This is a genomic window from Sulfitobacter sp. 1A15299 (assembly GCF_043556915.1).
Lineage (GTDB): Bacteria > Pseudomonadota > Alphaproteobacteria > Rhodobacterales > Rhodobacteraceae > Sulfitobacter.
In genome coordinates, this window is sequence record NZ_JBIFFJ010000020.1 from 1 (window position 1) to 20,470 (window position 20,470).

At 63.5% G+C, this 20,470-nt stretch carries 25 protein-coding genes; 9 read left to right on the forward strand and 16 right to left on the reverse strand.

Features of this window, described 5'->3' with window-relative positions; genetic code table 11:
* Window positions 1–347 precede the first annotated feature (347 nt).
* From ACGYK7_RS14850 to pheS, 4 genes are read right to left on the reverse strand one after another with little or no spacing between them, the layout of a single operon-like run.
* On the reverse strand, window positions 348–791 hold the full coding sequence (locus tag ACGYK7_RS14850; protein ID WP_394403295.1) for a YtoQ family protein: 444 nt from the start codon (window positions 789–791) through the stop codon (window positions 348–350).
* Window positions 792–811: 20 nt separating this feature from the next.
* Complete coding sequence (pheT, locus tag ACGYK7_RS14855) at window positions 812–3,208, reverse strand: phenylalanine--tRNA ligase subunit beta (RefSeq protein WP_394403297.1); 2,397 nt, start codon at window positions 3,206–3,208, stop codon at window positions 812–814.
* A gap of 35 nt (window positions 3,209–3,243) precedes the next feature.
* The gene (locus ACGYK7_RS14860; protein WP_394403299.1) at window positions 3,244–3,639 is read right to left on the reverse strand and encodes a hypothetical protein; all 396 of its coding nucleotides are present in this window, start codon (window positions 3,637–3,639) and stop codon (window positions 3,244–3,246) included.
* A 23-nt stretch (window positions 3,640–3,662) separates the two neighbouring features.
* Window positions 3,663–4,736, reverse strand: a complete 1,074-nt coding sequence (pheS, locus tag ACGYK7_RS14865; RefSeq protein WP_394403301.1) for a phenylalanine--tRNA ligase subunit alpha — start codon at window positions 4,734–4,736, stop codon at window positions 3,663–3,665.
* A gap of 173 nt (window positions 4,737–4,909) precedes the next feature.
* Between pheS and ACGYK7_RS14870 the strand changes: the two genes are divergently transcribed.
* The gene (locus ACGYK7_RS14870; protein ID WP_394403303.1) at window positions 4,910–5,584 is read left to right on the forward strand and encodes a type 1 glutamine amidotransferase domain-containing protein; all 675 of its coding nucleotides are present in this window, start codon (window positions 4,910–4,912) and stop codon (window positions 5,582–5,584) included.
* A gap of 93 nt (window positions 5,585–5,677) precedes the next feature.
* Window positions 5,678–5,890 carry a hypothetical protein gene (locus ACGYK7_RS14875; RefSeq protein WP_394403305.1) on the forward strand — a complete coding sequence of 71 codons (213 nt, stop codon included), beginning with the start codon at window positions 5,678–5,680 and terminating at the stop codon, window positions 5,888–5,890.
* Here ACGYK7_RS14875 and ACGYK7_RS14880 read toward each other — a convergent pair.
* The 5 genes from ACGYK7_RS14880 to pyk form a co-directional block, all read right to left on the reverse strand.
* Window positions 5,879–7,075: a Hint domain-containing protein gene (locus tag ACGYK7_RS14880; RefSeq protein WP_394403307.1), complete on the reverse strand. Its 1,197-nt coding sequence runs from the start codon at window positions 7,073–7,075 to the stop codon at window positions 5,879–5,881. The genes ACGYK7_RS14875 and ACGYK7_RS14880 overlap by 12 nt on opposite strands.
* Window positions 7,076–7,345: 270 nt before the next feature.
* Entirely contained in the window at window positions 7,346–7,711 is a 366-nt protein-coding gene (rplT, locus tag ACGYK7_RS14885; RefSeq protein WP_067264504.1) for a 50S ribosomal protein L20, read from the reverse strand.
* A gap of 15 nt (window positions 7,712–7,726) precedes the next feature.
* Window positions 7,727–7,927, reverse strand: a complete 201-nt coding sequence (gene rpmI, locus ACGYK7_RS14890; protein ID WP_067264506.1) for a 50S ribosomal protein L35 — start codon at window positions 7,925–7,927, stop codon at window positions 7,727–7,729.
* A gap of 125 nt (window positions 7,928–8,052) precedes the next feature.
* The gene (locus ACGYK7_RS14895; RefSeq protein ID WP_394403309.1) at window positions 8,053–8,277 is read right to left on the reverse strand and encodes a hypothetical protein; all 225 of its coding nucleotides are present in this window, start codon (window positions 8,275–8,277) and stop codon (window positions 8,053–8,055) included.
* 28 nt (window positions 8,278–8,305) lie between these two features.
* Window positions 8,306–9,751: a pyruvate kinase gene (pyk, locus tag ACGYK7_RS14900; protein WP_394403311.1), complete on the reverse strand. Its 1,446-nt coding sequence runs from the start codon at window positions 9,749–9,751 to the stop codon at window positions 8,306–8,308.
* 152 nt (window positions 9,752–9,903) lie between these two features.
* Between pyk and ACGYK7_RS14905 the strand changes: the two genes are divergently transcribed.
* The gene (locus ACGYK7_RS14905) at window positions 9,904–10,215 is read left to right on the forward strand and encodes a DUF1244 domain-containing protein (RefSeq protein WP_394403313.1); all 312 of its coding nucleotides are present in this window, start codon (window positions 9,904–9,906) and stop codon (window positions 10,213–10,215) included.
* An 88-nt stretch (window positions 10,216–10,303) separates the two neighbouring features.
* On the opposite strand, the gene ACGYK7_RS14910 is transcribed toward ACGYK7_RS14905, so the two are convergent.
* Window positions 10,304–10,762, reverse strand: coding sequence for a MaoC family dehydratase (locus ACGYK7_RS14910; RefSeq protein WP_394403315.1), 459 nt, complete (start codon window positions 10,760–10,762; stop codon window positions 10,304–10,306).
* A 107-nt stretch (window positions 10,763–10,869) separates the two neighbouring features.
* Here ACGYK7_RS14910 and ACGYK7_RS14915 point away from each other — a divergent pair, with 107 nt between their 5' ends.
* Window positions 10,870–11,313 (forward strand): DMT family transporter, encoded by a 444-nt coding sequence (locus ACGYK7_RS14915; RefSeq protein ID WP_209216582.1) that lies wholly within the window; start codon window positions 10,870–10,872, stop codon window positions 11,311–11,313.
* Between the two features lie 3 nt (window positions 11,314–11,316).
* On the opposite strand, the gene ACGYK7_RS14920 is transcribed toward ACGYK7_RS14915, so the two are convergent.
* Genes ACGYK7_RS14920 through dgcN form a run of 3 tightly spaced genes read right to left on the reverse strand, consistent with a single transcriptional unit; the run spans window position 11,317 to window position 14,149 of the window.
* Window positions 11,317–12,177, reverse strand: coding sequence for a D-amino-acid transaminase (locus ACGYK7_RS14920; RefSeq protein WP_394403316.1), 861 nt, complete (start codon window positions 12,175–12,177; stop codon window positions 11,317–11,319).
* A 2-nt stretch (window positions 12,178–12,179) separates the two neighbouring features.
* Window positions 12,180–13,145, reverse strand: a complete 966-nt coding sequence (gene dgcA / locus ACGYK7_RS14925) for an N-acetyl-D-Glu racemase DgcA (RefSeq protein WP_394403318.1) — start codon at window positions 13,143–13,145, stop codon at window positions 12,180–12,182.
* Window positions 13,146–13,147: 2 nt separating this feature from the next.
* Window positions 13,148–14,149, reverse strand: a complete 1,002-nt coding sequence (gene dgcN / locus ACGYK7_RS14930; protein ID WP_394403320.1) for an N-acetyltransferase DgcN — start codon at window positions 14,147–14,149, stop codon at window positions 13,148–13,150.
* 257 nt (window positions 14,150–14,406) lie between these two features.
* Between dgcN and ACGYK7_RS14935 the strand changes: the two genes are divergently transcribed.
* On the forward strand, window positions 14,407–15,366 hold the full coding sequence (locus ACGYK7_RS14935; RefSeq protein ID WP_394403322.1) for an L-malyl-CoA/beta-methylmalyl-CoA lyase: 960 nt from the start codon (window positions 14,407–14,409) through the stop codon (window positions 15,364–15,366).
* A 158-nt stretch (window positions 15,367–15,524) separates the two neighbouring features.
* The gene (locus ACGYK7_RS14940; protein WP_394403324.1) at window positions 15,525–16,487 is read left to right on the forward strand and encodes an acetyl-CoA carboxylase carboxyltransferase subunit alpha; all 963 of its coding nucleotides are present in this window, start codon (window positions 15,525–15,527) and stop codon (window positions 16,485–16,487) included.
* Here the strand turns inward: ACGYK7_RS14940 and ACGYK7_RS14945 are convergent.
* Together ACGYK7_RS14945 and ACGYK7_RS14950 are read right to left on the reverse strand one after the other, a co-directional pair.
* Window positions 16,484–16,930, reverse strand: coding sequence for a GNAT family N-acetyltransferase (locus ACGYK7_RS14945; RefSeq protein WP_394403326.1), 447 nt, complete (start codon window positions 16,928–16,930; stop codon window positions 16,484–16,486). The genes ACGYK7_RS14940 and ACGYK7_RS14945 overlap by 4 nt on opposite strands.
* A 178-nt stretch (window positions 16,931–17,108) precedes the next feature.
* On the reverse strand, window positions 17,109–17,759 hold the full coding sequence (locus tag ACGYK7_RS14950; protein WP_067264652.1) for a GntR family transcriptional regulator: 651 nt from the start codon (window positions 17,757–17,759) through the stop codon (window positions 17,109–17,111).
* A 126-nt stretch (window positions 17,760–17,885) separates the two neighbouring features.
* Here ACGYK7_RS14950 and ACGYK7_RS14955 point away from each other — a divergent pair, with 126 nt between their 5' ends.
* Both ACGYK7_RS14955 and ACGYK7_RS14960 read left to right on the forward strand, forming a co-directional pair.
* Window positions 17,886–18,179: a Dabb family protein gene (locus ACGYK7_RS14955; RefSeq protein WP_007118141.1), complete on the forward strand. Its 294-nt coding sequence runs from the start codon at window positions 17,886–17,888 to the stop codon at window positions 18,177–18,179.
* 8 nt (window positions 18,180–18,187) lie between these two features.
* On the forward strand, window positions 18,188–19,309 hold the full coding sequence (locus ACGYK7_RS14960; RefSeq protein ID WP_394403329.1) for an aminodeoxychorismate synthase component I: 1,122 nt from the start codon (window positions 18,188–18,190) through the stop codon (window positions 19,307–19,309).
* Here the strand turns inward: ACGYK7_RS14960 and ACGYK7_RS14965 are convergent.
* Complete coding sequence (locus tag ACGYK7_RS14965; protein ID WP_394403331.1) at window positions 19,306–19,992, reverse strand: M48 family metallopeptidase; 687 nt, start codon at window positions 19,990–19,992, stop codon at window positions 19,306–19,308. The genes ACGYK7_RS14960 and ACGYK7_RS14965 overlap by 4 nt on opposite strands.
* A gap of 111 nt (window positions 19,993–20,103) precedes the next feature.
* Here ACGYK7_RS14965 and ACGYK7_RS14970 point away from each other — a divergent pair, with 111 nt between their 5' ends.
* Window positions 20,104–20,433: a TIGR02300 family protein gene (locus tag ACGYK7_RS14970; protein ID WP_394403333.1), complete on the forward strand. Its 330-nt coding sequence runs from the start codon at window positions 20,104–20,106 to the stop codon at window positions 20,431–20,433.
* The last annotated feature ends 37 nt before the right edge of the window (window positions 20,434–20,470 follow it).

Here is a 20,470-nt window from a genome sequence, read left to right on the forward strand (position 1 = left end):
GATCAGACATATCACCGCTCCGTTTTCGGACGGTGAATCATGCGGCTCCGCGATAATCAATGGGTCCTGAGCCTAGGAATAGAGCGTCTCTAGACGCTCGTCCTGCTCTGCGGGCGTGTCGGCTAAAATGGACCTTCTCCTTCCAAAGTTAACCCGCCGCGCAGCTATGGCACGACAGCGGGGGTCGGATATGGCCTGCCTTTCGGGGGGCAGATCTGGGCTGCTGAACCTCCAGCTTCGTGAAGGTTTAGCCCGCAAAGCAGCGGCGTCCACCTCGCTGCCGAATCGTTTTGCGTATAAACCCTTGATAAATGTTAAATTTTGATGCGGCTAGCCCTGCTTCCGCATCAGCCCGGCAGCGTGCCGGTCAACACATAGCGCAAAATCTCGACCACCTGCGCAGGCTCGGACGCCACCGCGAGCGCGGCGGCGTCGACCTCTTTCAGCGCATGGGCGTGGTCGGGGCCGTGCAGGATGATCAGCGATTTGCCAAGTGCTGCGGCATAGCCCGCGTCGAAGGCCGCGTTCCATTGCTTGTACTGGTCGCCGAAACGCACGACGACGACATCCGCCTCGGCAATCGCCTTGCGGGTGCGGATCGCGTTGATCTGCGCGCCCTTGCGGTCGTGCCAGAACTTGTCGTCCTCCGGCCCGAGGATCGCCACGCCGCAGTCATCAGAGGCGGCGTGGTCGGTGACGGGTGCGGTAAAGGTCACGTCGAGACCCTTGGCCCCTTCAGTGATCTGTTCGCGCCAATCGGTGTGGATCTCACCGGAGAGGTAGACTTTCATCGCTTCGGTCCTTCCTTGATTCAGCCGCGCAGCACGCCGCCGGTGGCCTTGGTCACCTTCTCGACCACCTTAGCACCCACGGCCTCGATGTCTGCATCCTTCAGCGTCTTGTCGCTGGGCTGCAGGCGCACGGTGAGGGCGAGGGATTTCTTGCCCTCGCCGAGGCTGCCGCCGATGAACTCGTCGAAGACGCGCACGTCCTCGATCAGATTCTTGTCAGCGCCCTTAGCGGCATTGACCAGCGCCAGCGCCTCGACATCGGCGTCGACCACAAAGGCGAAGTCACGCTCGACCGCCTGCAGGTCGCTGATCTGCAACGCCGGGCGCGTGGCGCCGCTGTTGCGCGGCAGCGGCACTTCGGCGGGATAGAGGGTGAAGGCCATCGCCGGGCCTTTCACGTCCATCGCCGCCAGAACGCGCGGATGCACCTCGCCGAAGACGCCGAGCACCTTTTTCGGGCCGAGGCAGATCTTGCCGTGACGGCCCGGGTGCCACCACTCATCAGCGCCACGCAGGATCTGCACCTTGGCGGGCGCACCGATGGCCGCGAGCACCGCCTCGGCATCGGCCTTCACGTCGAAGACATCCACCGCGCGCGCCGCGCCATGCACGTCACGCGGCCCGGTGCGACCGACCAGAAGGCCAGAGACCATGACCTGCTCCTCGCCCGGCTCCCCGCCAGAGAAAGCGGGGCCAACCTCAAAAAGCGCCATGTCGGCAAAGCCGCGCGCCTGATTGCGGGCGGCGGCCTGCAACAGGCCCGGCAGCAGGTCGGGGCGCATGTGGCTCATGTCGGCGGAGATCGGGTTCTCCAGCCGCGTCGCATCGGTGCCACCGCCAAACAGCGCCGCCGAGGCTTGGTCAATGAAGCTGTAGCTCACGCATTCGTTGTAGCCGAGCGCCGCGGCAGTACGCCGGGCGGTCACCACGCGGCGTTGCATGGGCGAAAGCACGGGGCGCGGCACGCCCGTGGTCAGGCGCGGCAGGGGCTTGCCTTCAAGCTGCGTCAGCGAAGCGATGCGCGCGACCTCTTCGACCAGATCGGCCTCGCCCTGCACGTCCGGCCGCCAGCTTGGCACCTGCGCCATGTCGCCGTCGAGTACGAAGCCAAGCGCGGTCAGCGTCTCGCGCTGCGCGCTTTCGGGGATCGTCATGCCGACAAGCGATTGCACCCGCGCAGCGTCGAGCTTGTAGGCGCGCGCTGTGTCCGGCACCTGCCCCGCGACCACGACCTCGGAAGCCTCGCCGCCCGCGTGATCGAGGATCATCCGCGTGGCATGCTCAAGCCCCTCGGGCGTGAAGGCCGGGTCGACGCCGCGCTCGAACCGGTAGCGCGCGTCCGAGTTGATCTTCAGCGCGCGGCCCGCATAGGCGATCTGCACCGGATCCCAATAGGCGCTCTCGACAAAGACGTTCTCCGTTTCCTCGGTTACGCCGGTGGCCTCGCCGCCCATGATGCCTGCGATGCTTTCTACGCCGCTGTCGTCGGAGATGACCATCTGGCCTTCCTGCAGGGTGTAGGTCTTCTCATCCAGCGCGGCGATCTGCTCGCCGCCCTTGGCGCGGTGCACGCGCAGGTTGCCTTTGACCTTGTCGGCGTCGAAGACGTGCAGCGGGCGGTTGCGATCGAAGGTGAAGAAGTTGGTCACATCGACAAGGAACGAGATCGGCCGCAACCCGATGGCGCGCAGGCAATCCTGCAGCCACTGCGGGCTGGGGCCGTTCTTCACGCCACGGATCAATCGGCCGTAGAACACCGGGCAGCCGTCCAGCGTGTCGTCGTCGATGCTGACGGAGATCGGCGAGGCAAAGCTGCCCGCCGCCGCATCGCAGTCGCGCGGCTTCAGCTTACCCAAGCCCCGCGCGGCGAGGTCACGCGCGATGCCGCGCACGCCGAGCGCATCGGGGCGGTTCGGGGTGATGGCGATCTCGATCACCGGGTCGACTTTCGCCGGGTCATTCTCGGCCAGCCAGTCGATGAAACGGTCGCCGACCTTGCCCGAGGGCAGTTCGATGATGCCGTCATGCTCCTCGCTCAACTCCATCTCGCGCTCGGAGGCCATCATGCCAAAGCTCTCAACGCCGCGGATCTTGCCGACGCCGATGGTGGTGTCGATCCCCGGCACATAGACGCCCGGCTTGGCCACGACGACGGTGATGCCCGCGCGGGCATTGGGCGCGCCACAGATGATCTGCATGACGCCTTCGTCGGTCTCCACCTGACAGACGTTCAGCCGGTCGGCATCGGGGTGTTTTTCGGCCGATTGCACGTAGCCGAGGGTGAAGTCGGCAAGCTTCGCCGCCGGGTTCTCGACGCCTTCGACCTCGAGGCCGAGGTCGGTCAGGGCATAGGTGATCTCATCGATCGACGCCGTGGTGTCGAGATGGTCCTTGAGCCAGGAGAGGGTGAATTTCATGAGTTCATTCCAACGATCATTTTTGCGGATCCATTTCAGCTTGATCTAGCGCGGATCCGTTTGGGGAGAGCATCCATTCTCATCTGACTTAAGACGCTATCGAAAAGCTGTTGAGCCTCATCGTCAAAGTAGTGAGCGATATTTCCATCTAAATCAGCTTCGTCTTCTTTTTGTCTCAGATGTTCGATCAGCAGCCGATGATCTTGGCGAATAGCGTCGGTTGCCACGATACTCAGTTTAGCGCCGAGTTTATTCAAACTATCCCGCCGAGCAAAATGGTGCTCTGAGTTGATATTAATCTGCTTGAACATGTGGGACGCAAGTTCCTCAGCGTACTGTAGATAGAGCGCTCGACGCTCAGAAAGGATAGCATGCTGGCGCCCTCTTTCTGCCTGCAATGCATAGGTCACCACCCCGACAAGTGCCGTCAAGAGGACTGTAGCAAAGCTTAACATTACCTACTCAACCCACCATGCAAATTCGGCTGATCCAAGCTTGCAAACCCATAATGCCGCAGCCAGCGCAGGTCTGAATCAAAGAACGCCCGCAGATCCGGGATGCCGTATTTCAGCATCGCGATCCGGTCGATCCCCATGCCAAAGGCAAAGCCCTGCCATTTGTCGGGGTCGATCCCGCCCGCGGCCAGCACCTTGGGGTGCACCATGCCGGAGCCCAGCACTTCCATCCAACCGTCGCCCTCGCCGATGCGCAGCTGCCCGTCGACCCAGGAACACTGGATGTCGACTTCAGCCGACGGCTCGGTGAAGGGAAAGTGCGAGGCGCGGAAGCGGGTCTTGATGCCGTCGATTTCGAAGAAGGCCGAGAAAAACTCCTCAAGCGTCCACTTGAGGTTCGCCATGGAGATGTCCTTGTCGATCGCCAGCCCCTCGACCTGATGGAACATCGGCGTGTGGGTCTGGTCGTAGTCGGCGCGATATACACCGCCGGGGCAAATGATGCGCAACGGCGCGCCTTCGGCCTCCATGGTGCGGATCTGCACGGGGGAGGTATGGGTGCGCAGCACATGGGGGGCGCGCTCGTCAACCTCAGCCCGGTGCATATAGAAGGTGTCCATCTCGGCCCGCGCGGGGTGGTGGCCGGGGATGTTCAGCGCGTCGAAGTTGTACCAATCGGTGTCGATGCGCGGGCCTTCGGCGACCGAGAAGCCCATCTCGGCGAAGATCGCTGTCAACTCTTCGGTGACTTGGCTGACGGGGTGGATGCTGCCCTGACGCTGCGGCCGCGTGGGCAGGGTGACGTCGAGCCATTCGCTGCGCAGACGCTCGTCGAGGGCGGCATCGGCAAGGGCCGCCTTCTTGGCCGAAAGCGCCGAGTTGATCTCGTCCTTCAGCGCGTTCAGCGCAGGACCGGCGGTCTGACGCTCCTCAGGGGTCATCTTGCCCAGTTCGCGCATCTTCAACGCGACTTCGCCCTTTTTGCCCACGGCGGCCAGCCGGATGTCTTCCAGCGCGGATTCGTCGCCAGCATCGGCGATTTGGCTCAGGTACTTTTGCTTCAGATCGTCCATGACAGGCCCTTGGAATAATACCCCGTCCTGCTAGCCCTCTCGCCCCTCGAATGCAAGCCGTAGGGCATGGCGTCGCAGGGGCGGAACCACCACCTCGGGAAAGCGTTAGGCCGCATCCCCTCGGCGCGCCCTGCTGCAGCGGCGTGCCCAACCTCCCCCGAAAGGAGAGACCTATGAAAATCCTGATGGTTCTGACATCGCATGACAAATTGGGCGACACCGGCAACAAGACCGGCTTCTGGCTCGAAGAATTCGCCGCCCCCTATTATGTTTTCAAAGACGCGGGCGCGGATGTGACCCTTGCCTCGCCCAAGGGCGGGCAGCCGCCGCTCGACCCCAACAGCGACAGCGAAGACGCGCAGACCGACGCCACCCGCCGGTTCAAAGAAGATGACGCCGCGCAGCAAGCGCTGGCCTCGACCAAAGTGCTCGGCGATGTTGATGCGGATGGTTTCGACGCGATCTTCTACCCCGGCGGCCACGGCCCGCTGTGGGATCTGGCCAATGACGCCGACAGCAAACGCCTGATCGAAACCTTCTGGGCATCCGACCGCCCCGTGGGGGCCGTCTGCCACGCGCCTGCCGTGTTCAAGGACACCCAAGCCGACGGCAAGCCGCTGGTTTCCGGCAAGCGCGTCACCGGCTTCACCAATACCGAGGAAGAAGGCGTTGGCCTAACCGACGTGGTGCCATTCTTGGTCGAAGACATGCTGAAAGAGAACGGCGGCAACTACAGCAAAGGCGACGATTGGGCGTCCTATGTGCTGGTCGACGGCAAGCTGGTCACCGGCCAGAACCCCGCCTCTTCCGAGGAAGCGGCGAAAGAGATGTTGGCGCTTTTGAAGTGACGGCAGGAGGGGGGCGCAACGCGTGCCCCCTCTCCCCATGGGAGGAACCGCCACAGCCCGCGCCGTGTTTTGCCCGTGAAAGGAGCCTCCGACATGGCAGATTATGACCGCAGCACCGGCGCCCCATGGAGCACCGCAGACCTCGAACAGCTTCGCATCCTCGCGGCGGAGGGTACGGCGACCAGCGTGATCGCGGTGCAACTGAACCGCAGCGAAGAGGCGATTGCCCATCGCGCGGCACAGGACGGGATCAACCTGTCTGCCGCCAGCCACAATCCCTATGACCCCGACACCCTAAACCGATAGCAGGGCGCGGCCGTTCTTCTTGTGCTTCGCGACCAACCGCTTTTGCACGGGCCCTGCGGGGATCTGATGCGCCGGGGTGCCGAAGCCCTCGCCGTCAATCAAAGCGGGGAAGAGCGTCGCAAACTCCTCGCGCTGCGCCTGACCGAGGGTTTTCACCGTTTCGGCATTCAGCAAAAAGCTCTCACTCGGCGCGCCTTCGGCATAGACGATCTGGTGCTTCTCGAAAATTAGGTGGAAATATTCCACCTGTGAGACGCCCTCATCCACATGCACCCCCGGAAGTTCGGTCAGCCGGATCGCAGCGACGAGCACGGCCATCGCCCCACAGATCCGCTTTACAATGCCCGAACGGGCTACCATGCGATGCTGCCTTGAGACCATAAGATCGCGTTTGGGCAGCCCCGCGCCCAAGGATCCGGCGCTGATCCGAATGGGGTAGAGCTTGGGGTTCTTCGCCAATTCCCCCGCCCCAACCCTGCGGCGCAGCGCGGCGACGAGTTCCTGATAGCCATGGCCTTGGGTCAGCACGCGCACGCCGGGGGCTAAAGCCTCAACCGGAAGATCGCCCGCCTCGGTGGTAATCAGCGTGCCGCGCGCGAAACAGGCCACACCGGTCGAGACCAGATCGCCCGCCTCGCGCATCGTGTCGATGTCGGATTTCCACGCCAAATTGCCCAGTAACCCGCCCTCGGGCAATGCAGAGAAATCGACGGTCATGGTGGTGAAAAGATCCCCCGCAGGCGGGCTGCCCGCGAGGTTGACGATGCCCGAGTAGGTCACCTCAAGATCACCAGCCAAATCCCGCGAACCGGAGTCCACACGGAAGGGAAACCCCTCAAGCGACGTGGGGGTCGAGCCGCCACTGGGGTCATCGTCCGCCGTGGTGGTGGTGTCGAAGACGGAACTGGCGGGCTGGAGGTCGATCTCCATCGTGGCGAGCGGCTTGGTCGTCTCAAGATGGTGCCAGTCATAGCCAAAGGACATCTGCGTATCCTCCCCCACCGCCGCGCCATTCGTATAGGGATCCGTTGCGTGCCACGTGAGCGTCTCGACCGAGCCGTCGGCATAGGTCAGCGTGATCCGCGCGCCCTCCAGATCGACGCCGCGCGAACTGGTATCGTCGCGGATGCCGTAGACCGTCTCATGGGGGTCTTCGTCCAACCTATTGATTACAATTCCGGGCATAAACGTCCCCACTTTTTATAAATAACTTGCCGACGAACAGCGCAAATTGCTGCGGCACAGATGCAGATAGGCTGCACAGTGACCTGTCGCTGGGGCAGATTGTCCACGGGGGTGAGGAGCAGGCAAGGCCGTGGCAAGGGATTCTCGGGGCAAGATTATGGCAAGGCCCGTGCGCCCGGCCCGAAACGCGCCCGATGCCAACACAGATCCCTCAAACGCAAAAAGCCCCGCCATCCGGCAGGGCTTTCGCAGATTCAAAGCGATCTCGGCTTAGGCCGCCAGCGCGTCCTGCGCTTGCTTGACGATCGCGCCGAAGGCTTCGGGCTCGTGCACGGCCAGATCGGCCAGAACCTTGCGGTCCACTTCGATGCCGGCCAGCGTCAGACCGTTGATGAAGCGGCTGTATGTCAGCGCCTCGTCGTGGCTGCGCACGGCGGCGTTGATCCGCTGGATCCACAGGGCGCGGAAGTTGCGCTTGCGGTTCTTGCGGTCACGGGTTGCATATTGGTTGGCCTTGTCGACCGCCTGCGTGGCGACCTTGAAGACGTTCTTGCGCCGACCATAGTAGCCCTTTGCGGCTTTGATGATCTTCTTGTGACGCGCGTGGGTGACTGTACCACCTTTAACTCGGGACATCTCGGCTCTCCTTAATCAGCGGGCGTAGGGCATGAAGCCCTTGACGATCTTTGCATCGGCTTCCGACAGGGTTGTCGTGCCGCGTGCGTTACGGATGAACTTGTTGGTCCGCTTGATCATGCCGTGCTGCTTGCCGGCTTGGCTGGCGATGACCTTGCCGGTCGCCGAGACCTTGAAGCGCTTCTTGGCGCTCGATTTCGTCTTCATCTTGGGCATTTCCGTCTCCGTCTTTTGAGTTCGGTATAAACACGACTCGGCATGCCACTCGAGGCCGGTCGTGCAGGCTAAGATGCGCCGTATAGGCGCGGTCGGTCAGGGATGCAAGAGGTTTCGCACAGCCCTCAGGGCAGGAAGTCTGCCGCCACCGAGACGAAAACCTCCGGCAGGCTGGAGAAGGAATAGCGCCCCGGATTTTCGCGCAGCGCAAAAATGATCAGCCCGCCCGCGATCAAGATCGTGATGGCCGAGGCGCGCGGCGACCGACGGTCGGTCACCGCAGACAGGATCGAGGGGATCGACAGCACCGCCAGAACGATGCCCACCACCATTGCCAAGTCAGAGTCCACGCGCAACTTCCCCCTATCCGGGGGAAGGCTACTCTGGATCGGCGGCGTAAATCAAACGTTCGTCACAGGGCGCGACGCGCAGAATATTGGTGCTGCCCGGCACGTTGAAGGGCACCCCGGCGGTGACCACGATATGATCCTCCGGCCCGGCATAGCCCTCTGACAAGGCGGCCCGCGCGGCGCTCAGCACGGCCAGTTTAAACCGGTCATGCCCATCGGTGATGATGCAATTCGTGCCCCAGCTCAGCGCCAGACGCCGCGCGGTGTTGACCAGCGGCGACAGGGCGATGATCGGCACGCGGGGCCGCTCGCGTGCGGTCAGCAGCGCGGTGGTGCCCGATTGGGTAAAGCAGCAGATCGCCTTGATGTCCGTCGTCTCGGCAATCTCACGCGCGGCGGCGACGATGCCATCGGCCACGGTGGTACGATCCGCCGTGCGCGAGGATTCGATGATCTGCGTATAGGTCGGATCGGCTTCGACCTCTTGGGCCACGTTATCCATCGTCGCCACGGCCTGCAGCGGGTAATCCCCGGCGGCGGATTCGGCGCTCAGCATCACGGCGTCGGCCCCTTCGTAAATCGCGGTCGCCACGTCCGAGACTTCGGCGCGGGTCGGCATCGGGCTTTCGATCATCGATTCGAGCATCTGAGTCGCCACGATCACCGGCTTGGCCGCCGCCCGGCATTTACGCACCAGACGCTTCTGGATCGGCGGCACGTTCTGCACCGGCAGTTCCACGCCCAGATCGCCCCGCGCCACCATGATGCCATCGCTGACATCCAAGATCGCCTCGAACCGCTCCACCGCCGCGGGCTTCTCGATCTTTGACAGCACCGCCGCCCGGCCTCTGACCAGATCGCGCGCCTCGGTCACATCCTCGGGCCGCTGGACAAAGCTAAGGGCGAGCCAATCGACCCCCAACTCGCAGACGAACTCCAGATCGGCGCGGTCTTTCTCGGAAAGCGCGGCCAGCGGCAGCAGCACGTCGGGCACGTTCACGCCCTTGCGGTTCGAGATGACACCGCCCGTGACCACTTCGCAATCGGCGAAATCCGGGCCACAGTCGCGCACCTTGAGACGGATTTTGCCGTCATTGACCAACAGGCTCGCCCCCGGCTCAAGGGCCGCGAAAATCTCCGGATGGGGCAGGCAGACGCGGGTCACATCGCCCGGCGTCTCATCAAGATCGAGCCGGAAAGACGCGCCCTCTTCCAAGGTCGGCCCGTCGCCCTCGAACACGCCAACGCGCAGTTTCGGCCCCTGAAGGTCCGCCAGAATGCCGATCGCGCCGCCGGTCTCTTTCTCGATATCGCGGATAATCCGGTGCTTTTCGCGAATCTCTTCGTGACTTCCGTGGCTCATGTTTAGGCGGAAAACATCCGCCCCGGCGTTGTGCAATGCCGCGATCACCTCCCGGGTTTCGGAGGCGGGCCCGAGCGTGGCCACGATCTTTACATTGCGCAAACGTCTCATATCTGTTCCTTCGTGTCCTATGTCCCCAGAGCGAATGTTAACGATAACATCGCCTGTCCGGTGGCCTAGCGCCCCCATGAGTGCCTGTCAAAGGTTTCATCAGAATGACGGTCCCCCACGGTCCCGTCCAGTGATATGAGAAGGAAGCTGTCATGCCCAGCCAACAAGAGATCGAACTGCAAGCCGCCGCCTTTCGCCGGTTGCAGAAACACCTGATGCAAGACCGCACGGATGTGCAGAACATCGACATGATGAACCTCGCCGGTTTTTGCCGCAACTGCCTGTCGCGCTGGTATCAGGAGGCCGCGAATGAACGCGGCATCGAGATGGGCAAGGACGAGGCGCGCGAGTTGTTCTACGGGATGACGATGGACGAATGGAAAGCCAACTATCAGACCGATGCGAACGACAGCCAGAAAGAGGCGTTCAAGACGGCCTTCGAAGAGAATGTCGGAAAGGGTTGAGCAACCCGCTTGAGTGGGCTCACAAAGCGGGCGTGCCCCCCCCTGTGCGCCCGTTTTTGCCTCGGCCAAGCGCGCTCGAAGGCGTCGCCTAGAACTGATAGAGCACAAGCCAGTCCGCCTTGAGCGCAGGCCGCGCGGCGCCTTCGATCTCTACCGTTGCGGCAAAGCGGGTCATCAGGTCACCCCGCCCCCGCCGTCGCGCCTCGGCCAGCGTGAACCGCCCCCGGATGCGCTTGCCGGAATGCACGGGCGCGATGAAGCGCACGCTGTCGAACCCGTAGTTTATCGACGCCTTCGTGCCCGCCACCACCGGCAGCGCGCCGTAAGCCATGCCCGACATCATCGACAGGGTGAGCATCCCATGGGCCACGGTGCCGCCGAAATCCGTCTTGGCCGCGCGGAGCGGGTCGACATGGATGAACTGGTGGTCCTCGGTCACATCGGCGAAAGCGTCGATCCGCGCCTGATCCATCACGAACCACGGCGAGACGCCCAATTCACGGCCCACGGCGGCCTCCATCTCTGCCCGGTCAATCTCTCTGCGCATCGCGGCCTCCTGTTTCGCGCCAGTCTAGCCGCGCGGGCGATCGCTGCGAAAGCCCTTGCGCCCGGCGGGACATCTTTCATGCTGGGGCCAAACAGAGCGGAGCCGCCATGAACACCCCGATCCTCGCCCTCATTACCGTCGCCATCGCCGGGGCCGCCGTGGCCCTGCAAACCCCGATCAATGCCGCCCTGGGGCGCAACATCGGAAGCGGCGTCGCCGCGGCGGCGGTGTCCTTTGGCGTCGGCTTTGCGATCCTGCTCGGGGTTTTACTGCTGCGGGGCGAGTTGAGCGCCCTGCCCCGCGCGGCCTCGGCCTCTCCCGTTTTGCTCTTGGGTGGGGTGCTGGGGGCGTTCTACGTCTGGTCGGTGCTTTGGGCGATCCCGACGCTGGGGGCGCTGACGGTGATCTCGGCGCTGATCCTTGGCCAATTGAGTGCAGCACTGGTGATTGATGCCACGGGGCTCTTGGGCCTGTCGGTGCAGGCCATCACCCCCACCCGCATCGCCGCCGCCGCGCTGGTGGCGGCGGGGCTGGTTTTATCGCGGTTCTAAAGCTCAGATCGCGGTTTTGCGCATCTCTTCGAGATAGATTTCACGCAAACGGGGCGCAAGCTTGCCCGGCGTGCCGCTGCCGATCTTGGCGCCGTCGATCTCGACCACCGGCGTCACGAAAGCGCTGGCCGAGGTGACGAACGCCTCATCCGCCTGCTGCGCCTCTTCGATGGTGAAGTTCCGCTCTTCCACCTGCATCTGCGCCTCGCGGGCCAGTTCCAGCACCGCTCTGCGGGTGATGCCGTGCAGGATGTCGTTCGAGGTCTCGCGCGTCACGATCTTGCCGTCCTTGACGATATAGGCGTTGTTCGACGTGCCTTCGGTGACGAAACCGTCTTCGACCATCCAAGCGTCTTCGACACCGGCTTTCTTGGCCATCATCTTGCCCATCGACGGGTAGAGCAACTGCACCGTTTTGATGTCGCGGCGGCCCCAACGGATGTCTTCGATGCTGATCACGCGGATGCCATCACGGGCGGCAGGGTTGTCGGCCAGCCCCGGCTTCGACTGGGTAAAGAGCACCAGCGAGGGCGCGGTCGTCTCAGGGTCGGGGAAGGCGAAATCGCGGTCGCCATCCGACCCGCGCGTGACCTGAAGATAGATCAACCCGTCATTGATATCGTTGAGACGCACCAACTCGCGATGAATTTCCAGCAGTTCATCGGTCGTCGCAGGCGCGCGCATGTCGAGCTCGTTCATCGAGCGGGTCAGACGCTCGGCATGGCCGTCAAAGGCGATGAGCTTGCCATCCAGCACGCTCGTTACCTCATAGACCCCATCGGCCATCAGGAATCCCCGGTCGAAGATCGAGATCTTGGCCTGATCCTCGGGCAGGTATTCGCCGTTCACATAGACAGTTCGCATGGTCACCCCCAAAGCGCTGCGGCGGGGGGATGCACGCCCGCGCCGTCGAATTTCAAAGCATTGTCGCGGTCTTCGGCCAGAAGCAGCGGGCCGTCAAGGTCCACCACCTTCGCGCCTTGCGCGACCAGCGTCGCGGGGGCCATCGCCAGCGACGAGCCAACCATGCAGCCGACCATGACCTCAAACCCCGCGGCCCGCGCTGCATCGCGCAGGGCCAGTGCCTCGGTCAGACCGCCGGTCTTGTCGAGCTTGATGTTCACCACATCGTATTTGCCCTTGAGGCCCGGCAGGCTGGCGCGGTCATGGCAGCTTTCATCTGCGCAGACGGGCACGGGGCGGTCCATGCCCAAAAGCGCGTCGTCTTCGCCCGCGGGCAGAGGCTGTTCGACCAGCGCCACGCCCAGACGAACCAGATGCGGGGCGAGGTCGGCATAGACCTCAGCCGACCAGCCTTCATTGGCGTCGATGATGATGGTGGAATTGGGCGCGCCGGCGCGCACCGCTTCGAGCCGCGGCATGTCGTCGGGGGTGCCAAGCTTGATCTTCAGCAAGGGCCGATAGCTGTGTTTCGCCGCCTGCGCGCGCATTGCCTCGGGTGCGTCCAGCGAGAGGGTATAGGCCGTGATCTCTGGCCCCGGCGCGGTCAGCCCGGCCAGTTCCCACACCCGTTTGCCTGCGCGCTTGGCCTCCAGATCCCATAGCGCACAGTCGACCGCGTTGCGTGCGGCCCCGGCAGGCAGCAGATCATAGAGCGCCGGGCGGGTGATATCGCCCGGCAGGCCGTTGATCTCAGCCGTGACCGATTCGAGGGTCTCGCCATAGCGCGCGTAGGGCACGCATTCGCCCCAGCCGGTCACGCCGCCTTCAGTCACGCGGACGGTCAGCACCTTGGCCTCGGTCCGCGAACCGCGGCTGATGGTAAAGACCTGCGCCAGTTTGAACGTATCTGCGGTAACGTCGATCTGCATGGTCACAGCGCCGCCAGCGCATCGGCCAGTCGCGCTGCCCCTTGGCGGAAGGGATCGACCGCGGGCAGGCCAAGACGCTCCTCAACCTCGGCCAGATAGGCGTCCGCCTCGGCCTCGGACATATGGTAGGTGTTGACCGAGATACCGACGACCTTGCAGTCCGGGTTCGGCACCTGCGCCAGCGTCAGCGCCATGTCGCGCACCGCTTCGAGACTGGGCAGGCTGTATTCCGGCAACCCGCGCATATGGGTCCGGGTCGGCTCATGGCAGAGGATCAGCGCATCGGGCTGGCCGCCGTGGATCAGCGCCATGGTCACGCCTGAGTAGGAGACGTGGAACAGGCTGCCCTGCCCTTCGATGATGTCCCAATGGTCATCGTCATTGGCGGGGGTGAGATATTCCACCGACCCGGCCATGAAATCGGCGATCACGGCGTCCAGCGGCACGCCTTCGCCGGTGATCAGGATGCCGGTCTGACCCGTGGCGCGGAAGGTGCTTTTCATGTCCTTGTCGCGCATCGCCTCGTCCAGCGCGAGGGCGGTGTACATTTTCCCGACCGAGCAATCGGTGCCCACGGCCAGAACCCGCTTGCCGCTGCGTTTCTTGCCATCGGCGATGGGATATTCGACGCTGGGCACGCGCACGTCATGCAATGTGGTGCCGTTGGCCTCGGCAGCGGCGACCAGGTCCGCTTCGTTGCGCAGCAGGTTGTGCAGGCCCGAGGCGATGTCGAAGCCCATGTTCAGCGCCTCGATCAGCACCTCTTTCCATGCCGCGCTGATCTTGCCGCCACGGTTGGCGACACCGATGACCAATGTCTCGGCCCCCGCCTCACGCGCGTCGGCCAGCGTCATGTCTTGCAGACCGAGATCGGCCTTGCAGCCCTCCATGCGGAACTGGCCGACCGCATTGTCGGGCCGCCAGTCCTTGATGCCTTGGGCGACCTTGGCGGACAGAGAGTCAGGCGCGTCGCCCAGAAAGAGCAGATAGGGGGTTTTGATCATGGCAAGCCTCCGGCATTGAATTTGTCCGCATATTGCGCGCGAGAATACGCAAGTGCGTGGCGTTGTCGACGCATCTGCATGCAAATGCGCTGTATTTCCCGCAAATTACCCTTGGCTGCGCAAAATTCGTGCGCGGCATTCGCCGAGGGGCGAACCTCTCGTAATGCTGCAACTGCGAAAACCTCCTTGCGATTGGTGGCGCAATTTCATACCAGAATGAAGACGCATGATGAAACAATATTACCCATAGGTGCCCCATGAGCTTCCGCATTCAGCCTGCCGCCCCTGCCCGCCCGAACCGTTGCCAATTGTTCGGCCCCGGCTCCCGTCCGGCGATCTTTGAAAAGATGGCGGCGTCGGATGCCGATGTGATCAACCTCGACCTCGAAGACAGCGTGGCACCTTCGGACAAGGACAGCGCCCGCGCCAATATCATCAAGGCGATTTCCGAGATCGACTGGGGCAACAAGACGCTTTCGGTGCGGATCAATGGGCTCGATACACCCTATTGGTATCGTGACGTGGTGGAACTGCTGGAGCAGGCCGGGCCGCGGCTTGATCAGATCATGATCCCCAAGGTGGGTTGCGCGGCGGATGTCTATGCCGTCGATGCGCTGGTGACGGCGGTGGAAACTGCCGAGGGCCGCGAGAAGAAGATCAGTTTGGAGGTCATTATCGAATCCGCCGCTGGCATCGCCCATGTGGAAGAGATCGCCGCCTCTTCTCCGCGTTTGCAGGCGATGTCGCTGGGGGCCGCGGATTTCGCCGCCTCCATGGGCATGCAGACCACCGGCATCGGCGGCACGCAAGAGAACTACTATATGCAGCGCGGCGAGCAGAAACATTGGTCGGACCCCTGGCACTGGGCACAGGCCGCCATCGTCGCCGCCTGCCGCACCCATGGCGTGCTGCCGGTCGACGGGCCCTTTGGCGATTTCTCGGACGGCGAGGGTTTCCGCGCGCAGGCGCGCCGCTCGGCCACTCTGGGCATGGTGGGCAAATGGGCGATCCACCCCAAGCAGGTCGCGCTGAGCAACGAGGTGTTCACCCCGTCGGAAGAGGCCGTGGCCGAGGCGCGCGAGATCCTCGCGGCGATGGAGGAAGCCAAGGCCAAGGGCGAAGGGGCCACCGTCTATAAGGGGCGTTTGGTGGATATCGCCAGCATCAAACAGGCGGAGGTGATCGTGCGGCAATCTCAGATGATCGCCGGGGGCTGAGCGCTTTTGGCTGGCCGCCGGGGGCTCTGCCCCCGGACCCCCGAGGGTATTTGAAAAAGGATGAAGAGGAAGGGGCGTGGGCTTGCCTGCCTTTTAAACCCGCGTTGCAAACCGGCGCGCGGCGCTCCATATACACAGGCAACAAGCCGGAGCATGCAATGACCCAATATCTGGATTTCGAAAAACCCCTGGCCGAGATCGAAGGCAAGGCGGAAGAGCTGCGGGCGCTGGCCCGGTCCAACGAAGAGATGGACATCACCGATGAGGCCCGCGCGCTGGACAAGAAAGCCGCCGGGATGCTCGAAGACCTTTATGGCTCTTTGACGCCTTGGCGGAAATGTCAGGTGGCGCGGCATCCGGAGCGGCCCCATTGCAAGGATTATATCGAGGCGCTGTTCACCGAGTTCACGCCTTTGGCGGGGGATCGGAACTTTGCCGATGATCTGGCCGTCATGGGCGGGTTGGCGCGGTTCAACGATACGCCTGTCGTGGTGATTGGCCATGAGAAGGGCAATGACACCAAGAGCCGGATCGAGCGCAATTTCGGCATGGCGCGGCCTGAGGGGTATCGCAAGGCGGTGCGGTTGATGGATCTGGCGGATAAGTTCAATCTGCCGGTTGTGACCATCGTCGACACGCCCGGCGCCTATCCCGGCAAGGGCGCCGAAGAGCGTGGCCAGTCCGAGGCGATTGCCCGTTCGACCGAGAAATGCCTGCAGATCGGCGTGCCTTTGGTGAGCGTGATCGTGGGCGAAGGCGGCTCAGGCGGGGCGGTGGCATTCGCCACGGCGAACCGTGTCGCGATGTTGGAACATTCGGTCTATTCCGTGATCACGCCCGAAGGCTGTGCGTCGATCCTGTGGAAGGACAGCGAGAAGATGCGCGAGGCTGCCGAGCAGATGCGTCTGACGGCCGATGAGCTGAAAACGCTTGGCGTGATCGACCAGATCATCCCCGAGCCGATGGGTGGTGCGCATCGCCATGCCGAAGAATCGATCAAGGCCGTGGGCAAGTCGATCGAAGCGATGCTCAAGGAACTTGATGGCAAGGACGGCAAGACGCTGGTTCAGGAACGCCGGACCAAGTTCCTCGAGATGGGGCGCAAGGGGCTGGCGGCCTAAGCCAGCCGCCGCCGAAAACGCGGATCAGGCGTGAGTTGATCGAAACCGGCGGCGCGGTAGAAGCCCTGCGCGCGCCGGTTTTTTGCATCCGTGCCCACGGTCACATAGCTGCATCCTTGGCTCTGGGCATGGTCCAGCGCCGCCTCGACCAGCGCGCGGCCAATGCCGCGGCCGCGGGCCGTGTCGCAGACGAAGAGGTGGTGCAGGTCCATCCCCCTTGCGCCGAATTGCAACTGCATCTGCGGGCAGAGCGCGGCATAGCCATGCAGGCCGGTGGCGCCTTCGGCCACCAGAAGGGTCACCCAGGGTGTGGGGCCAAAGCAGTCACGTTCCAGCGCGGCGAGGGTCACGGTGGCAGTGTCGCCGTGGTAGGCGGCCAGCGCGTGGGCCAGATCAAGCACCATCGGCAGGTCGGATTTCACGGCGGGTCGAATGGGGGGCATGTCGTCTCTTTCTGTGAGGCCACAGGGAGACAGGATAAGCCGCGCTGTGGCGGCTTGTGGATATGGGAAATGGGTGCCGCGCCGGTCAGGAGCGGGGGTAATAGACAGATGTGAAGCTAATCTTTTCCATATGCCTTTGATGCGCCGCTGCTGCCCGGCTGTCAAGCCATGGGCGGGATCAGCTGGCCAGCATGCGCAGCCCTTGGGTCACATCCGAACGCACTGCCAGCCGCAGCCCCGGCTCATCGCCCGCGCGCAGGGCGGCGATGATCAGGCGGTGGAAATGCGGCGGCTCGGTCCGGCGCAGGCGGCCATAGAGCGCGCGCATGGTGGGGCCGAGTTGCAGCCAGACCGTTTCCGCCATGGCGAGCATGGCCGGCGCTTGGGCGCGCAGGTAGAGCGTGCGGTGAAATTCGAGATTGGTGCGGATGTAGCTGACGGCATCGCGGTGGGCCACGGCCTCGGCAATATTGGTGTTGATCGTCTGCATCCGCTCGATCAGCGCCATATGGGCGCGTGGCAGAGCGCGTGAAGCAAGCTCAACCTCCAAGAGTGCGCGGAGGGCGGCCAGTTCCTCGATCCGCTCGTTGCTGAGTTCGGGGGTGGAAATGCGTCCGGAGGTCGACATGGTCAGCGCCCCCTCTGCCGCCAGCCGCCGCACCGCTTCGCGGGCCGGGGTCATCGAGACTTCATATTCCTTGCCGATGCCGCGCAGGGTCAGCGCGTGGCCGGGCGGCAGATCGCCATGCATGATCCGCGCGCGCAGGCGGCGGTAGACACGATCATGGGCCAGCGGCGTGGCCTCGACAGGGCGTGGGGTCAGGTTCATGATGCGGTTGTGATCACAAACCAGCCACCCGTCAAGCGCGGCATTTTGCAGCCAAGATGCGATCACCCGTTGTCCCGGGCTCTGCGGCGATTTATCGGAGGTCAAACTGCCATAAGGAGACGCGCCGTGACCAAACGAAACTTCATCCGTCATGTGGTCTTTTTCTCGGCCAAAGACCCCAAGGACATTCCGACGATCGTGGCGGGGCTTTGGAAACTGGCCGACATTCCGCATTCGACGACTTTCGAGATCTGCGAGAACACCCGTGTCGATGCGCTGTCGGGGGATGTGGATGTGGTTGTCTATGCCGAATTCCCGGATGCCGAGGCACTGGCCGCCTATAAGGCGCATCCGATCTACCAAGAATCCATCGATATCGTGCGGCCCCTGCGCGATATGCGCGTGCCTGCGGACTTTTAAGGCCCGCCATGACTGCCGCTCGCGTTCTTTTCGACACTGGCCCGCTGGGGCACGGCACGGCCTTCACCGCGCCGCGGCGGATCATCAGTGCCGAGACCCCGGCTGAGGTGCCTGCCGCCTTTGCGGCACTTGAAGCGGCGCAGGAAAGCGGCGCGTGGTTGGCGGGCTATGCGAGTTACGAGTTAGGCTATCTTGGATCGCACAAGCTGCACGAGTTGATGCCTGCGGCGCGCGGGCTGCCCCTGCTGCGCTTCGGCGTTTTTGATGCGCCCGAGGCTTATGGTTTTGCCGAAGAGGCGGGTGGTTCCAGCCTGTCGGACCTCACGCCGGATTGGGATTTTGCGCAGTATCAGGCCGCTTTTGCTGAGGTGCAGGACTTCATCAGCGCCGGGGACATCTATCAGGCCAATCTGACCTTCGGGATGGAGGGGCGCTATACCGGGACGCCCGCCGCACTTTATGCCCGACTGCGCCAGCGGCAAAGCGTGGCACATGGCGCTTTCGTCGATCTTGGCGGGCCTGTGCTCCTGTCACGCTCGCCGGAGCTGTTCTTTGCGCTCACTGCCGAGGGGCAGCTCACCGCCCGTCCGATGAAGGGCACGGCGCCGCGTGGGCGGGATGCTGCGGAGGACGCGAAGCTGCGCGGCGACCTTGCGGTTTCCGAAAAGAACATGGCCGAGAACCTGATGATCGTGGACCTTTTGCGCAACGACATCAGCCGACTCGCCGAGGTGGGCAGTGTCAAGGTGCCGAAACTGTTCGAGATCGAGACCTATGAGACCCTGCATCAGATGACCTCGCGCATCACGGCGCAGGTCTTGCCCGGCAAGCGGCTGACCGACCTCTTTCACGCACTCTTTCCCTGCGGCTCGATCACCGGAGCCCCCAAGATACGCGCGATGCAGATCCTGCGCGCTTTGGAACCGGCCCCGCGCGATGCCTATTGCGGGGCAGTGGGCTGGATCGCCCCCACGGGTGCGATGCAGTTCAACGTGGCGATCCGCACGGCGACCTGTTACGCGGAGGGGCGGCTGCGGCTGAACGTGGGCGGCGGCGTGGTGCATGACAGCACGGCCGAGGATGAATATGCCGAAGCGCTGCTGAAGGCGCGTTTCGCCACGCTGGCTTAGAAACGATAGCGGTGCAGCCCGCCGCCGTGGTCGCGCAGCCATTGGCGCGGCGCCTGATAATCGCCGTAGATCCGCGTGACCTCGGCCCAGAAGGCGGGGGAATGGTTCATCTGCGCCAGATGCGCGACCTCATGGGCGGCGACATAGTCCAGCACCTCGGGCGGGGTCATGATCAGCCGCCAAGAGAACATCAGCGCCCCGTCGCTGGAGCAAGACCCCCAGCGGGAGCGCGTATCGCGCAGGGTGATGCGGACATAGGGCCGGCCCAGCAGCGCGGCATAGTCGTCACAAGCCCCGGCAAGGCGGTCGCGCGCCACCTCGCGCAGATGCGCCGCCAGACGTTTGCCCAGGCTCTCCTCTGGGCCGGGCACGAGGATCTCTTCGGGGCCGATCCGCACGCCCCTTCCTTGCCCGCCGCGCACACGCAGCAGCTTGCCGCCCACCGGAAGCTCTGCGCCGGAGGCCACGATCACATCCTCGCCCCGCGCGGCGAGGTGTTGGCGAATCCAGTCCTGTTTGCTTTCGGCAAAGGCCAGCGCCTCACGCTCCGCCAGCCGTTTCGGCATCGTCAGGGTCACCCGCCCGTCCAATTGCGAGATGCGCAGCGAGATGCGCCGCGCGCGCGCCGAACGGCGCAGGATCAGCGGAATCGGCGGGTTGCCGGGCAGCACAGGGTCTTTCATTACCGGAGCAACGTCCCTAGATAGAGGCCAAAGCCTTTGACAGTGCCCCCCTCATATGGCACTTGGCCGGAATCATCTACACGCAACAGCAATATTATAAAGGGGTGTTTCATGCCCAACGAAGAATGGGGAACCAAGCGCCTGTGCCCCACTACGGGCAAGCGCTTCTATGACCTCAACAAGAATCCGATCATCAGCCCCTACACGGGCGAAGAGGTCGAGGTCGACAACGCCAAGTCGCGCATGATCGCGGCGGACGCCGAGGATGCGGTCACAGCCAAAGCCAAGAAGGGCGACAAGGTTGATGAGGAATCCTTGGTCGATGACGATGACGCGGTCGATGTGGATCTGGACGACGACATCCTCGACGATGACGACGATGATGACGATACAGTACCGCTCGACGACCTTGCCGATGTTCCGTCGGACGACGAAGATTAATTAATCGGCGGCGGGGTCAATTTTCCGCTTGATCCCG

Bases quoted from the DNA above. Each gene is read 5' to 3' on its own strand.
- dgcN (WP_394403320.1), bottom strand. From the start codon at position 14,149: ATGATCAAAACCCCCTATCTGCTCTTTCTGGGCGACGCGCCTGACTCT.
- rplT (WP_067264504.1), bottom strand. From the start codon at position 7,711: ATGTCCCGAGTTAAAGGTGGTACAGTCACCCACGCGCGTCACAAGAAG.
- ACGYK7_RS14970 (WP_394403333.1), top strand. From the start codon at position 20,104: ATGCCCAACGAAGAATGGGGAACCAAGCGCCTGTGCCCCACTACGGGC.
- ACGYK7_RS14945 (WP_394403326.1), bottom strand. From the start codon at position 16,930: ATGCCCCCCATTCGACCCGCCGTGAAATCCGACCTGCCGATGGTGCTT.
- ACGYK7_RS14875 (WP_394403305.1), top strand. From the start codon at position 5,678: ATGGCAGATTATGACCGCAGCACCGGCGCCCCATGGAGCACCGCAGAC.
- ACGYK7_RS14850 (WP_394403295.1), bottom strand. From the start codon at position 791: ATGAAAGTCTACCTCTCCGGTGAGATCCACACCGATTGGCGCGAACAG.
- ACGYK7_RS14920 (WP_394403316.1), bottom strand. From the start codon at position 12,177: ATGCGAACTGTCTATGTGAACGGCGAATACCTGCCCGAGGATCAGGCC.
- ACGYK7_RS14965 (WP_394403331.1), bottom strand. From the start codon at position 19,992: ATGAAAGACCCTGTGCTGCCCGGCAACCCGCCGATTCCGCTGATCCTG.
- pheS (WP_394403301.1), bottom strand. From the start codon at position 4,736: ATGGACGATCTGAAGCAAAAGTACCTGAGCCAAATCGCCGATGCTGGC.
- ACGYK7_RS14940 (WP_394403324.1), top strand. From the start codon at position 15,525: ATGACCCAATATCTGGATTTCGAAAAACCCCTGGCCGAGATCGAAGGC.
- ACGYK7_RS14905 (WP_394403313.1), top strand. From the start codon at position 9,904: ATGCCCAGCCAACAAGAGATCGAACTGCAAGCCGCCGCCTTTCGCCGG.
- ACGYK7_RS14880 (WP_394403307.1), bottom strand. From the start codon at position 7,075: ATGCCCGGAATTGTAATCAATAGGTTGGACGAAGACCCCCATGAGACG.
- dgcA (WP_394403318.1), bottom strand. From the start codon at position 13,145: ATGCAGATCGACGTTACCGCAGATACGTTCAAACTGGCGCAGGTCTTT.
- rpmI (WP_067264506.1), bottom strand. From the start codon at position 7,927: ATGCCCAAGATGAAGACGAAATCGAGCGCCAAGAAGCGCTTCAAGGTC.
- ACGYK7_RS14935 (WP_394403322.1), top strand. From the start codon at position 14,407: ATGAGCTTCCGCATTCAGCCTGCCGCCCCTGCCCGCCCGAACCGTTGC.
- ACGYK7_RS14915 (WP_209216582.1), top strand. From the start codon at position 10,870: ATGAACACCCCGATCCTCGCCCTCATTACCGTCGCCATCGCCGGGGCC.
- ACGYK7_RS14910 (WP_394403315.1), bottom strand. From the start codon at position 10,762: ATGCGCAGAGAGATTGACCGGGCAGAGATGGAGGCCGCCGTGGGCCGT.
- ACGYK7_RS14950 (WP_067264652.1), bottom strand. From the start codon at position 17,759: ATGAACCTGACCCCACGCCCTGTCGAGGCCACGCCGCTGGCCCATGAT.
- ACGYK7_RS14870 (WP_394403303.1), top strand. From the start codon at position 4,910: ATGAAAATCCTGATGGTTCTGACATCGCATGACAAATTGGGCGACACC.
- pyk (WP_394403311.1), bottom strand. From the start codon at position 9,751: ATGAGACGTTTGCGCAATGTAAAGATCGTGGCCACGCTCGGGCCCGCC.
- pheT (WP_394403297.1), bottom strand. From the start codon at position 3,208: ATGAAATTCACCCTCTCCTGGCTCAAGGACCATCTCGACACCACGGCG.
- ACGYK7_RS14960 (WP_394403329.1), top strand. From the start codon at position 18,188: ATGACTGCCGCTCGCGTTCTTTTCGACACTGGCCCGCTGGGGCACGGC.